The sequence below is a fragment of the Microcoleus sp. B3-A4 genome (assembly GCF_036705385.1).
Taxonomy (GTDB): Bacteria; Cyanobacteriota; Cyanobacteriia; order Cyanobacteriales; family Microcoleaceae; genus Microcoleus.
In genome coordinates, this window is sequence record NZ_JAUBUI010000001.1 from 264,514 (window position 1) to 277,724 (window position 13,211).

Genomic DNA, 13,211 nt, shown 5'->3' on the forward strand with positions numbered 1-13,211 from the left:
CTAGTGTAGTTGACAAAAGTCCAATAATCGGAAATGTTCGGGCTACGGCAAAAAAAATTTTATGTCAAAGAGCAACTGCCTTTAAGAGCCAGCGATCTGGCACAATAAAGACGCCCCTGAATAAAGCTGGAATTTAATTTTGGATTTGCTTGTAAATTGACTGCACTACGTCGAGCAGGCTCAAGACTTGCTGCCATTCGGGGGCATCGGGGTTGTAGCTTTTGGCGCGCTGAGTTTTCAAACTGTGGTGCAATAGGGAAAGCAGCGCATCTGGAGACTGTGAAGAATTGTCATCTTCATCTGCTGGGGTTTGGGCTGCATTTTCTTCGATATCTTCTTTAATTTTTTGTGCTCGATCGGCGAGGGCTAAAGATCTGCCTGCAAGGTTTTCCGGCATTTTGGGCTGTTCGGACAAAGACGCGCTGGTTAGTTCTACCAATAATTGGCAGACTCGATCGACCCATTCGTGATCGTTTACTGAAAAGGAACCAGATTTGAACACTTGCCCGTCAGGTCTTTGCTGAATGCTTTGTACCTTCTGGATCAGAGGGATAGCCTTAACCGTGATGTTTTCCGGGATTCTGGGGATATCTGACAGGGAGCTGCGAGCAATCTCCAGCAATAGTTGGTAAACCTGATCTACCCACTCAACATCTCCCGATTGCGAATTCCAATTATTCATAACTGACGCTAGTGGTTTTCTATATCTAAGACTAGAACATTGACTATCTGCGAACGAAGCTCTTTTTAGGAGCCGGTAACGCTATTAAGACTTACGCGGGCGGGGTGAGAAACCCGGTTTTTGAGCGGATGTTTCGTCGCCTTTCTCCAAGATTTTTCTCAGAAACCGGGTAACGCTGCCGCCAGTCATAACTATTTTTAAGCGCTTCAAATAATAGAAGTGCTAAGTTTGTTGCGGTAGGTAGTGCGACCGAAACACCTAGGGCGAAACCCCGGCATCTCGCTTGCAAATTCAAATCCGGTTATATAACCATAATACCTGTTGGAGTTTATTTACAATTACCTCCATAGGATATTCCGGTTAACTGGTGGCCGGATGGGAGGCGCACCCCCGATCGCGATCGCCCCCACCCCGAACCCTGACCCCACCGCGAGGATTTGCTGTGGGCTACTGCTATTTTTCTGTGAGATTCCACACACCATCCCAGTTGAGTACGTCTGAAAAACTATGCTGAAATAACATACAGCGATCGACGTGCAATTTAGCTGCCTTGTTTTTCGGGTCAACATCCAGAACGGCCTCAAATTCGCGTGCAGCGTCTTTAAAGGCTTGCTTGGCTTTTGGTTCTAAGGCTTTCTTAAACTCGCTCAGCAGTTTTTTCACCCGATCGAGTCCCAGGTTTTCAAATTCCTCATCTAACATTTCTGCAACTGTCTCGCAGGCCCGACTTTTAATTTTCGCCTGCAATAGCTGCCTGATCTCTGCAGGTTTCAGCCGTTTGATTTGAGGATTTGATGGTTCTAAGATGTCTGCTTCCAACAGCTTTTTGACATCGCCTTCTTGCAAGTATTTAATATCGTCTGCTGATAGGGGCTTGATTTTTGCTTGCAGCAGCATTTTGGCTTCGTCTTCCGAGAGGTTTTTGATGCCTTCAAATTTCAGCAGTTGGATTTCTGTCTGCAACAGTACGATGAGTTTGTCTGCTTCGGACAGGTTTTTGGGGTCGTACTCTGACAGCTTTTTCAGTTGATATAACAGGTTCTTGAGTTCGTGTTCCAACTGTTGCTCTACAAAATTGTTGGGCAGTTTCTTAATCTCTGCCTCTGGCATGGAGGCGACATCATTTAAGATGTTTTTCACCTCACTTTCTGAGAGTCTTTGGGTGACTGGAGCTTTGTAATGTTCGCGCCCCTTGGTGTAATGTTCTATAATTTGTTGCTGTGTTTCGGTTAGTGACTTGCCCACTGGCGAGTATCCCTCGCGGATGCCGACGAGTTCGTAAACGATTACGGGTTCGCTTTTGCCCTTGACAGTAATAAAGTCGAGTTCTCGCACGTAGAGCCGATCGGCATAATCTCTGTAAGTATTGTCGCTGATGATCAAGTCGGTGCCGTATTGCTTGCTGGCGCCTTCTAAGCGAGAGGCGAGGTTTACGCCGTCTCCGATCGAAGTCAATTCCATGCGTTTGCTACTGCCGATGTTGCCGCTGACAACTTCATCGGAATGCACGCCCATACCGATGCCGATCGGCAATTCCCCATGTGCCATACGCTCTTGATTGAACTCTGCCAGTTTTTCCCGCATTTTCACCGCCGTTTGCATGGCGCACCAAGCATGATCCTCTAGGGGCGCTGGAGAGCCAAAAACTGCCATCAGAGCGTCGCCGATGTATTTGTCGAGAGTCCCTCCGTACTCAAATACGACATCTACCATCACTTCAAAATATTTATTCAGCATCACTACCACTTCTTCGGCTTGCAATTTTTCCGTAAGTGTGGTATAGCTGCGAATATCTGAGAACAGCACCGAAACGTTTTTGCGCTTACCGCCCAATCCAATATCCCCTGAAGCTAACAAAGCTTCGGCTACTTCAGGCGTCATGTAACGGTACATCAAGTTCTTGACTTGCTTGGCCTCGCTAATATCTTCCATGACGACTAACGCGCCGTTGACCTTGCTGGGGTCGATCGCATCCGTCATAGAATTTATCGATAGATTGATACTCTGCGGTTTCCCTACACAGGATACCAAAACTTGATCGGGGTAATACTGCTGGCGATCCTTATCGTCTTCGGGAGACAAAGACGCATCAAACCACTTAGCAAAATCGCCTTTTTCTAACTTAATTAACTCGCGCAAAGATTGACCTTCGGCTAATTCGGCATCGCTGACACCCAGTAATTTTGTGGCACTGGGATTGGTCGCTACTATATGGCCTTTTTTATCTGTAGAAATCACGCCGTTAGTCAGGGCGTGCAGCATATCTTTTTGTCTTTGTTCTTGCTGTTTGACTTCTGCAAACAGTTTGGCGTTTTGCAAGGCGACTCCTGCTTGGATATTAAACGCCTTCATAAATTCCATGTCGCTGCGATTGAAACTCGCTTTCCATTGTTCTGGGGCTTGTGGCCAGTTTTCGGGGTTGTAGGGGGGAAATTCTCCTTGTTTTTTTTTGTTCATTAATTGAGTAACTGCGATCAATTTGTGATCTGCATTAAAGACTGGCATACAGAGCATACTGCAAGTACGGTAGCCAGTTTTTGGATCCACTTCTTTGGCCATTTCAGCGCGAGGATCGTCGTACACGTCAAAGGGAATCAACAGCGGTTCGCCGGATTCGGCCACGATGCCTGCAAAACCTGCTGATCTGGGTATGCGAAGTTCTTTCAAGCTGCCGGCGAACGGGATTTTCGTCCACAGTTCGTCTTTCTCTTCATCGATCAGCCACAGCGTGCTGCGATCGGCGTTCATGAGTTCTTGGGCCTGATCCATCACCCTTTTTAGGGTATCTTCTAAATCTAAACCGCTCTGAGAAAGAGCGTTGACGGCGTTCATCAGCGCTGTCGCGGCCCGTTGTCTTTGAGTTGCTGCGTAGAAAGATTTAGAAGACTCTAGAATTAGGCGAATCGACGGGGCAAATTCTCGAAAAACTTGTTCGTCTTCTTGAGTAAATCCTGCCTTGTCAATCTGTGATTCTAAAGTACCATAATGTTGGTGGTTGGGTTTGAGTTTATTAATCAGTTGAACTACTGCTACTAACTCTCCTGTTTCTTCGTTGAGCAGGGGCATCGCCAGCATTGTATAAGTGCGATATCCATTTTTTTCGTCAAATTTTTGGGCGTTAGCCGATCGGGGGTCGTTATAAAAATCATAAGGAATGTTCACCACTTTTTTTTCCGTGGCTACTTCTCCCGCAATACCCACATGGGCGGGAACTCGGATCTCTAGACTTTTGCCATTTTCGTCTTTAGCGACGATCGCCCAGAGTTCATTTTTTTCGTCGTCTAATAAATATATCGTGCTGCGATCGGCATTTAGCAATTCCCCGGTTTTGAGGGTAATCGACTGCAACATTTCGTTAAGGATGGCGTCGAATCCCTGCGCGTCAAGAATATTGTCCAGCATTCCCAGGGTTTGATTGACAACCTTAAGTTTCTCTTCTACTTCCTTAACTACTTCTGTAAAGCTTTCCTTATTTAGGAGATCGAGAACACCGGATAATCCTGGACTTTTGGCAAGAGCGCTACTGCTAGAGGAAGGCTGAGAATATTTTTCCTGATGGTTTTCACTGACAACAGTAAAATCATGGTTTTCACTGACAACAGTGGCCTCTACTGTCACTGTCGTGTTGTTTTCCATAGCTGGCAGATTGGGAGATGCAGATTTCATAGACCTTTACAGAATCTTAAGCGTAAGGGTTAGTCTCTAAGCTAGGAGAGCGGGCAAGTTCATTAGTGAGTCACCTGTCGCACAAAACTCAATTATGTGTGAAAGTATTTCCCAGTTTACAGAACTCCGGCCACAGGCCAAGGGAAATTCAGTTGGCCTTGCTGCTGAACGGAGGGTGGGAGAGTAACGAGGCTATGGGAGTGCTGCAATCTTTTTAGAGAGCGCGAATGTTGTTTAAATGGTTTATTAACTGATTTTGACATTGTGCGTACCTGGTTTAAGTAGGTTCTGCCGATCTTTGAGCCGATCGCCTGCAGGAACATGAATGCGTACTGCTGGGAGGACCGCTGAAAGAGGGATGGCATTGTAGGACTAGCCGCAATTGTGACACTACCAGTTGCTAGTGATGTGTGCCCTTCTCTACACAATTGTGGTTTTTAACTAGAATTTCTCTCAATTTTGCTGCTCTTAGCTTTCATCCCACTAAATTCACGGGGTTTTCAGCTTTTTTTTGTAAGATTTGCGGTTGATATTTTTAGTGTAACCTCCGACTCTGAAAAAACTCCGCCTTTTAAACCCCACGATCGGCTGGAGGGTCTGCTTAGGGTTTGGCAGACTGAGTTTGGCGCAATCCGGCGGCTTCGACAAGCAGGGATTCGGCGAAGGCGATGGCTTCTGTTGCTGAGCGGCCGCTGGCGAGTTGGGCGAGTTCTTCGCGCCGCTGCTCACTGTTGAGGGCGGCAACTCTGACTACTGTGCGTTCGACTGGTTCTGAGTCGGCTGCGGGTTCGCCGATACTTGGTTCTGCTTCGATCGTCTGTTTGTTGACGCGAAAATGAAAATCAGCCATCGCGGCGATCAGCGGCTGGTGGGTGACGCAGAGAACTTGGTGTTTGTCGGAAAGTTGGTAAAGTTTTTTGGCGATCGCCCCGGCGACTCTCCCGGAGACTCCGGCGTCAATTTCGTCAAAAATCAGGGTGCCGGCACTTTCTATTTGGGAAAAACAGGCTTTGATGGCGAGTAGAAAGCGGCTCATTTCTCCCCCGGAGGCGATCGCGCCCAGGGGTTGCAAAGGTTCACCCGGATTCGGGCTGAAACAAAAGGCGATTTGGTCGGCACCAGTAGCGGTTGGGGTACAAGGCGAGATCTCGACTTGAAATTGCACTTTTTCCATTGCTAACGGCTTAAGTTCTCCTACGAGGTGTGTTTCTAGTTTGAGGGCTGCTTCGCGTCGCAGGGTGGTGAGGTGGCTGCAAGCGTCTTTTAATTGCTCTAAAGCAGTCTGATATGCGAGTTCTAAGGCTTCCATTGACTCGCCTCCTTCTAAAAGTTCATTTAGTTCGTTTTGAATGCTTTGGTAGTAGGCGATCGCTTCTTTGAGCGGCCCGTATTTGCGGCAAATTTGTTTGAGTTCGCGAATCCGATCTTCTACTTCTTCGAGTCTTTCGGGATCTGCTTCTAATTGTTCGCCGTAGCTGCTAATTTGCCGGCTGGCTTCTGTGGCTTGAGCTAAAGCATCGCTGACCATTTCTAGGATTGGTTGCAACTGCACGTCGTAAACGGCCATGTCGCTTAAAATTACTTCGGCTTTGCTCAACAAGTCGGCGGCTGATGCGCTGTCGCCGTCGTTTTGGTACAGGGCTTGGTGGATCTGGTAACTCTGCTGCTGCAATTCGACGACGTGGCCGAGTCGGATTGATTCTTGTTCTAGCTGTTCGAGTTCGTCGGCGTCTTCGATGTGGGCTTCGCCGAGTTCTCGGACTTGGTATTCTAACAAATCAAGTCTTTGCAGTCGCTGCTGTTCCGACTGACGCCTGCGTTTGAGGGCTGTTTTGGCGTTGTTGGCTCCCAGCGACGCGGAGGCGATGATCGATCGAGCTTCAGCAAGTTTTTTGCCGCCGTATAAATCAAGCCATTCTCGCTGGAGGGTTTCTTGTCCGAGGTGGACGGTTTGGCCTTGGGCGGTAATTTCGACCAGCCGATCGCGCAGTTGGTCGATTAACTGGCGGTTGACGAGAATTCCATTCAAGCGGGACCTGGTACGCAGAGCACCGCTAGATGCGTTAATTTCCCGGCTGCAAACGGCTAAATTTCCGTCTATGGGTTCGATTTCTTGGTCGCCCAGCCACAAAGCTGCGGCTTTGTCCAACTCAAAGGTAGCTTCCAATATTGCCCGCGCTGCTCCGGTGCGAATCGATCGGCGATCGACTTTCCCGCCCAAAACTGCATCGATCGCATCTAGGATAATCGATTTGCCGGCCCCGGTTTCCCCTGTAAATACGTTCAAACTCGGGCCAAATTCTAGATCCAGGCAGTCAATTAAGGCAAAGTTTTCTATTCTGAGGTATAGCAACATGAGGAATTGGGAATTGGGAATTGTTAATTGGTAATTGGTAATTGGTAATTGCTAATTGGAGGGAGAGCCTGGAAAATTATTGGTATCCAATAACAACTGTCAACTGTCAACTGACTTCTGCTATAGTTTCAACCACCCAAACACATCTCCTACCGTCAGCCGCAATTCTGCTGCCCAATCTGGAACTGGCAACAATTCTTCGGGTTTTGCTAAAATTTCCGGTTGCTTTCCAGGGGGATAAATTAAGACCGACCGCACCATCGGATCGATCAGCCAACCCATTTTAGTGCCGTTTTTCAGACAGTGTAAAATATTCCCTGTTACTTTAGTTTGACTCTGACCCGGAGACATAATTTCAATTGTCCAATCAGGGTAAGTTTCAAATACATTACCAACATCCCCATTTTCATCAACTGGTATTCTTTCCCAAGTAAATACTGTGACATCAGGCACGAGCGATCGACCGCCAAAAGTACACCGCAATTCAGGAAAAGCTAAGGCAATTTTCTGATTTTTAACTGCGACATTAATGGCTGACACTAATTCACATTGAATACGGCTATGTTTTCCTTGGGGCATAGGTTTTTGGATAATTATACCGTTGATATATTCGTTAGCTGGTTCTGTTTCTGGCAGGTTTAGGAACTCTGACAAAGTTAGTGTTTTCGTTGGTATCTGTACCATTTTCTACTCCTTATCTGCGAGTAAACCTAAGTGTTTCCAAGCAGCCGCTGTGGCAATTCTGCCCCGACTTGTCCGCTGCAAAAATCCGATTTGCATTAAGTACGGTTCGTACACGTCCTCAATTGTTTGAGTGTCTTCTCCTGTGGAAGCTGCGAGAGTTTCTAAACCCACCGGGCCTCCGTTAAAGTTTTCGATCATTGCTGTCAAAAGCGATCGGTCAGTCCAATCCAAACCTAGCGGATCGACGTTGAACAATTCGAGGGCGGTTGAGGCAATTTCGGCATCAATTGGCTTTAAATTTTTGACTTCGCTGTAGTCTCTAACTCGCCGCAGCAAGCGGTTAGCGATGCGGGGGGTTCCGCGAGCTCGGCGGGCAATTTCTGCGGCTCCTTCTGGGGTGATTTGAGTGTCGAGAACTTGGGCGCTTCTTTGGATTATTAAACTGAGTTCGTCTATTTCGTAGTAGCGCAATCTTTGGATCAAGCCGAAGCGATCGCGCAATGGAGATGTCAGCGATCCGACTTTTGTGGTTGCTCCTACTAAGGTAAATGGTTTCAGGGGAATGCTGCGGATTTTGGCGCTTTTCCCTTGACCGATCGTAATATCTAACCGACAGTCTTCCATCGCCGGATAGAGGATTTCTTCTGTAACTTTAGATAAGCGGTGAATTTCGTCGATAAACAGCACGTCGCCTGCTTTGAGGTTGATCAGCAATCCGACAATATCTCGCGGTTTTTCTAAAGCTGGGGCGGTGGTGATTTTGCATTCAACTTCCATTTCTGCTGCTAGAATTAGCGACATTGTGGTTTTGCCCAACCCTGGCGGCCCGTAGAGTAACAGGTGATCCATCGGTTCGCCGCGAGATTTGGCGGCTGCAATTGCGATCGCCAAAACTTCTCTCAAGTCTTTTTGCCCGATGTATTCAGCTAACCGCTGGGGTCGGATTTTGTCGTCTTGTTTGCTGTTGATTTCGTCGGGTAGTTCTTGCGATTCTAGCAGCGATTCCGCCTCGGGTTTGGCCACTTTTTTGCGACGGGTCGGGGCTATGTCTTCGGGTAGATTTGGGTCGGGGGGCTGTTGTTTGGAGGAGATAATAGCCATATTTATTTGCGATCGGGCAGCGGGAATTGTTTACAATTGTTAGCAGAATCTTTAAAATTATTGAGTTCGTTATGAGTATTCCATCTTCTTTATTAGCATCGGAAAGCATAACTTTTGAGGGGGCGATCGAGCTGACTCAATCTTTACTGTCGTTCATTGAGGCCGATCGACTTTTACAAGCCGACATCCAGCAAGCTGTTACATCTCTGGTGAAAACACAGAACGGTGCTAGGGGTTTTTTTGTTACCTATCTAACGGACGATGGACAGGAGGCAGATCACCCGTCACCCGGAGTAGTCGAGGCGCTGCGATCGGCTCCTGAGATCGTAGCAGAACTGCTGGTGAAAAATTTGGCGATGTCGGCGGCAATGGTTGTACATCATTCGCGCCAGCAAAAGGAGGAAATGGCGGCCGATTCTGCTAGAGTGCAGGAGCGATCGCGCAATTTAATTCAAATCCTGCAAATGCCAGCCTGTCAAACTATAGCGTCGCAAATGCTAGAAAGTTTGCAGAGTGCCAACGGCAAGTATGAAAAATTTTTCCAGCGGTGGGGCTACGATGACGAGCAAAAACTAGCGATGGGTTCGGCAGTTCGATCGGCGATCGGCTAAAATAACCTCCGAAGGAAGAGGAAAGAAGAAAGAAAGAAGAAGCCGAAGCTAGGGTGGCAGATCCTTGATCAAAGCGGCGGGGCTGTGGAATAATTGCGGTTTAACAAAAGCTGCACAATTGTAGCTTGAGTTGATTTAGGTGTGAAGGTAGTGAACGAGGGCGAAAAAATTGCTGAGAACGGTGAAAGGAGTTGCCCAAAAAGCCCGAAGGGTGCGCGGTAGGCTGCCCGCAATTACGCCCCGGCGGTGGGCGAAGCTGAATCTGCTGGCAACATTGGTGCGCCGGGACTTGGAAGCTCAATACAAAGGCTCGATTCTGGGCAATTTGTGGCCGCTGCTGAATCAGCTATCGCAATTGGTGATTTACACATACGTATTTTCAATCGTCCTCAAGGTAAAGCTCAGCCTTACAGGCTTTCCCGAAAACAGCGACATTACATTTGGAGTCTGGCTGTTTGCAGGTTTGTTGCCTTGGAGTGCCTTCACCAGCGGTTTGATCAAGTCGGGAGTATCGGTGGTGGGGCAGCCGAATTTAGTAAAAAAAGTGGTATTTCCTCTCGGTTTGCTGCCGCTAGTGCCGATTTTTACAGCTTTTATTGAAAGTTCTCTGGGTTTAGCAGCTTTGATTGTGATAGTAGTAGTGTCGTCGCAAAAGCTGAACGCTACTTTATGCTTGCTACCGCTTGTGTGGGTGCCTCAGTTGCTAATCACAGCGGGTTTGGGGTATTTGACAGCGGGCTTGACTGTATTTTTGCGAGACATTCCTCAGACATTAGGTGTTATTCTAAATTTTTGGTTTTATTTGACGCCGATCGTCTACCCAGCATCAATAATCCCCCAAGAGTGGCGGGCGTGGATATTTTGGCTGAATCCAATGGCCGCCATCGCGGAGGTTTATCGAGACCTCATACTGCTTGGAGAAGTTAAGCATTGGGGCGAATGGGGTGTCGCCACGCTAATTTCTGCTGCTATATTTTGTGGAGGTTTGGCGGTTTACCGGCGTTTGCGTCCCGCTTTTGCTGACGTGCTGTAAATTTGTTTGAGATCTACAGTCAATCTAAAATCTAAATTCTAAAATCTAAAATCGATTGTGCTGTAAATATGTTTGAGATTTCAAGTCAATCTAAAATCTAAAATCTAAAATCTAAAATCGATTGACTGCCGCCAATGACAGAAAATGTAATTTCACTAAAAAATGTTTCCAAATGCTTTAAGCGGTACGATCGTCCAGGAGACCGCTTAAAGGAAATTATTTACCCCAGCAAAAAACTGGCTGACGAATTTTGGGCCCTGCACGACATCAATCTGGAAATTCCGCAAGGACAAACTCTGGGAATCGTCGGTCGCAACGGTTCGGGAAAAAGCACTCTCCTGCAAATAATTGTGGGGACGCTAACGCCTACCGCCGGAAGCGTGGAGGTTAAAGGGCGAGTCTCCGCTTTGTTGGAACTCGGAAGCGGGTTTAACCCGGAATTTACCGGGCGGCAAAATGTGTTTTTTAACGCTCAGTTACTGGGATTCAATCAAAAACAAACTGAAGAAAAGTTTGACGATATAGCTGCTTTTGCTGATATTGGGGATTTCATCGAACAGCCAGTCAAGACTTATTCTAGCGGTATGTTTGTCAGGCTAGCTTTTGCTGTTGCGACTAGCGTCGAGCCAGATATTTTGGTGGTTGACGAGGCGCTTTCGGTGGGCGACGAAGCTTTTCAACGCAAGTGTTTTGCCCGCTTGCAAAGCATTCAGGAAGGTGGCGGAACAATTTTATTTGTTTCTCACGCTGCTACTTCTGTGGTGCAACTTTGTACGTCGGCTATTTTAATGGATAGCGGTGAATTGCTGCTCGCTCACACGCCGAAGGTGGTAATTTCTAAGTATCAAAAGCTGATTTATGCCGATCCGGATCAGGTTTTGGGGTTGAAGTCAGATATTCGATCTCTGAACCAACTGACAAAACAGGAAAGTCAAGACCACCTTCAGGAGGTTAATTTAGAAAGCACAAAGAGGGAAGTTAAACCGGAGCAACATCTCTCTAAACCCAAAGAATATTACGATGAATTTTACGATCCGGGGATGATACCGTCGAATACGGTAAGGTATCCGTCTCGCGGAGCGGAAATTATCAACCCCCACATCGAGACGCTGAAGGGCAATGTGGTAAATCACTTGCTAGGCCGTCAAGATTATATTTATACTTACTCGGTCACTTTCTCGCGGTCAACTTCCAAGGTTAGGTTTGGAATGTTGATTAAAACGATTAGCGGTTTTGAGTTGGCGGGTGCTTCTTTGAAGGCTTCTAGTCAGTCAGTTAGGTATGTGGAAGCGGGAACGACAATTGTAGTTAAGTTTCAGTTTAAATGTTTGCTGAATCCCGGGGTTTATTTTCTGAATGCTGGGGTTGTGGGAACGGTTGATGGAGATTTAACTTATCTGGATCGCTGCGTTGATGTGGCGATGTTTAGAGTTCAGTCTTGTACAGAGTCCTGCGGTAACGGCATCGTTGACTTGCTGATCGAACCGTGTTTAACTGTTGTTAATGCTGATTCTATAGTGAAAGAGCAATCAACAGAGGTTATCTAAAATTCTGTAAAAACAATGAGCGATATCAATTTAGATTTAGTCGAAAATCCCGTAATCAAAGCATTTATTCAAGATCAAGCTAAGTTTCCCGAAAATTTTAAACTGAATATCTGCGAAGACGATGAAATGTATTTGTTCAGCTTGAACAACGTCAAAGACGATCGCGATCGGGCGTTGGTGCGCTATTATTCGATTGGGCGTCGCATCTTGGATACGGTTAAACAAGTTGTGGAATGGCATTTTGGCTGTTTTGAAAATGTTCCCTCTTTTCTAGATTTTGCCTGCGGTTACGGTCGATTTACCCGGTTTTTGATTCAGGAAATGCCGCCGGAAAAAATTTGGGTTTCTGATATTTATGCTAACGCGGTTAAGTTTCAAACTGAATACTTGGGCGTCAACGGTATTGTCTCAACTGGAGAACCAGAAAATTATTTAATTGACCGCAAGTTTGACTGCATTCTGGCTAATTCTTTTTTCAGCCATATGCCGGAAAGAACTTTTACAAATTGGTTACAAAATTTGTACGATTTGTTGACTCCTAACGGCATTTTGATGTTCAGCGTTCACGATGAGTGTTTGCGTGCAGCTAATACAGAAATGCCGGCTAAGGGTATTTTGTTTAGCCCTCTAAGCGAAAGTCAGTCTTTAGATAAGGAGGAATACGGCACAACTTATGTAACTGAAAAGTTTGTGAGAGAATGTGTCGAGAAAGTTAGCGGAGGCAAAGCTTTTGTTCACCGCATCAAAAAAGGCATATGCAGGTTTCAGGATTTGTATGTTGTAACAAATGAGTTAGTTAGAGATTTTTCGGAGTTGAAATTCCATCATCATCCGGAAGGATATATTGATGTTGCTGCTTTTACGAAGAAGAAGAATTTGTATCTGGAAGGATGGGTGGCTGATGTGAATTGCGACGGTAGAGTTGAGGAGCTGCAAGTGCTGGTAAACGGCGAGGTTGTACAGAGGTGCGAGCCTTTTTACGATCGCCCGGATGTGGCTGGATATTTTGAAAATGATGGGGCTTTGCAGTCGGGTTGGAGGTGTTATTTACTAAAAAACACAGTGGCGCTGGAGGATGTGTTAATAGTCAAAGCAATCAATAACTACGGTTTGGAATGGATTCTGGAAACTTGCACTGTTAAATCGCTGCTTAACCAAAGGCAATCGCAGTCTTTGTTGGGGTCTACCCAGACAAAACTAAAATTACTCGAGACTCAGTTAGCCTCGGCTAAGATAGAATGGGAGCAAAAGAAAAGTAAGTTAATGATTACTGAAACAAAGTTGGAAGAAACTCAAACTGAATTAGTTTTAGCTCAAACGCAATTGGAGCAAACTCAAAATCACTTATTATCCGTGCAAATGCAGTTGGAGAAAACGGAAAATCAACTAATTAATCTCAAACAAGAACTAGAGCAAGCGAAGTGTCGAGTTTTAGCAATGGAAAGCAGCAAGTTCTGGAAGATCAGAAGCGCGTGGTTTCAAGTCAGGCGATCCCTGGGCTTAGCGGGAGAGTAGCGAGTAAATTTGGTGT

Annotated in this window: 9 protein-coding genes; 4 read left to right on the forward strand and 5 right to left on the reverse strand. The window is 46.4% G+C overall.

Annotated features, from left to right (window positions below; genetic code table 11):
• Positions 1-133: 133 nt before the first annotated feature.
• The 5 genes from QUB33_RS01180 to ruvB form a co-directional block, all read right to left on the reverse strand.
• Positions 134-682 carry an inorganic pyrophosphatase gene (locus tag QUB33_RS01180; protein ID WP_190656946.1) on the reverse strand — a complete coding sequence of 183 codons (549 nt, stop codon included), beginning with the start codon at positions 680-682 and terminating at the stop codon, positions 134-136.
• A 453-nt stretch (positions 683-1,135) separates the two neighbouring features.
• Positions 1,136-4,348: a GAF domain-containing protein gene (locus QUB33_RS01185; protein WP_333346180.1), complete on the reverse strand. Its 3,213-nt coding sequence runs from the start codon at positions 4,346-4,348 to the stop codon at positions 1,136-1,138.
• A gap of 601 nt (positions 4,349-4,949) precedes the next feature.
• Positions 4,950-6,704, reverse strand: coding sequence for a DNA repair protein RecN (gene recN / locus QUB33_RS01190; RefSeq protein ID WP_333346183.1), 1,755 nt, complete (start codon positions 6,702-6,704; stop codon positions 4,950-4,952).
• 120 nt (positions 6,705-6,824) lie between these two features.
• The gene (locus tag QUB33_RS01195) at positions 6,825-7,388 is read right to left on the reverse strand and encodes a Uma2 family endonuclease (RefSeq protein ID WP_333346185.1); all 564 of its coding nucleotides are present in this window, start codon (positions 7,386-7,388) and stop codon (positions 6,825-6,827) included.
• 3 nt (positions 7,389-7,391) lie between these two features.
• Positions 7,392-8,489, reverse strand: coding sequence for a Holliday junction branch migration DNA helicase RuvB (ruvB, locus tag QUB33_RS01200; RefSeq protein ID WP_333346188.1), 1,098 nt, complete (start codon positions 8,487-8,489; stop codon positions 7,392-7,394).
• A gap of 71 nt (positions 8,490-8,560) precedes the next feature.
• On the opposite strand from ruvB, the gene QUB33_RS01205 reads away from it, so the two are divergent.
• The 4 genes from QUB33_RS01205 (at position 8,561) to QUB33_RS01220 (ending at position 13,195) form a co-directional block, all read left to right on the forward strand.
• Positions 8,561-9,100, forward strand: a complete 540-nt coding sequence (locus QUB33_RS01205) for a hypothetical protein (protein ID WP_333346191.1) — start codon at positions 8,561-8,563, stop codon at positions 9,098-9,100.
• 181 nt (positions 9,101-9,281) lie between these two features.
• Positions 9,282-10,133 carry an ABC transporter permease gene (locus QUB33_RS01210; RefSeq protein ID WP_445299495.1) on the forward strand — a complete coding sequence of 284 codons (852 nt, stop codon included), beginning with the start codon at positions 9,282-9,284 and terminating at the stop codon, positions 10,131-10,133.
• A gap of 134 nt (positions 10,134-10,267) precedes the next feature.
• Entirely contained in the window at positions 10,268-11,680 is a 1,413-nt protein-coding gene (locus tag QUB33_RS01215; RefSeq protein WP_333346194.1) for an ABC transporter ATP-binding protein, read from the forward strand.
• 15 nt (positions 11,681-11,695) lie between these two features.
• Positions 11,696-13,195 carry a methyltransferase gene (locus tag QUB33_RS01220; RefSeq protein WP_333346198.1) on the forward strand — a complete coding sequence of 500 codons (1,500 nt, stop codon included), beginning with the start codon at positions 11,696-11,698 and terminating at the stop codon, positions 13,193-13,195.
• Positions 13,196-13,211: the final 16 nt, after the last annotated feature.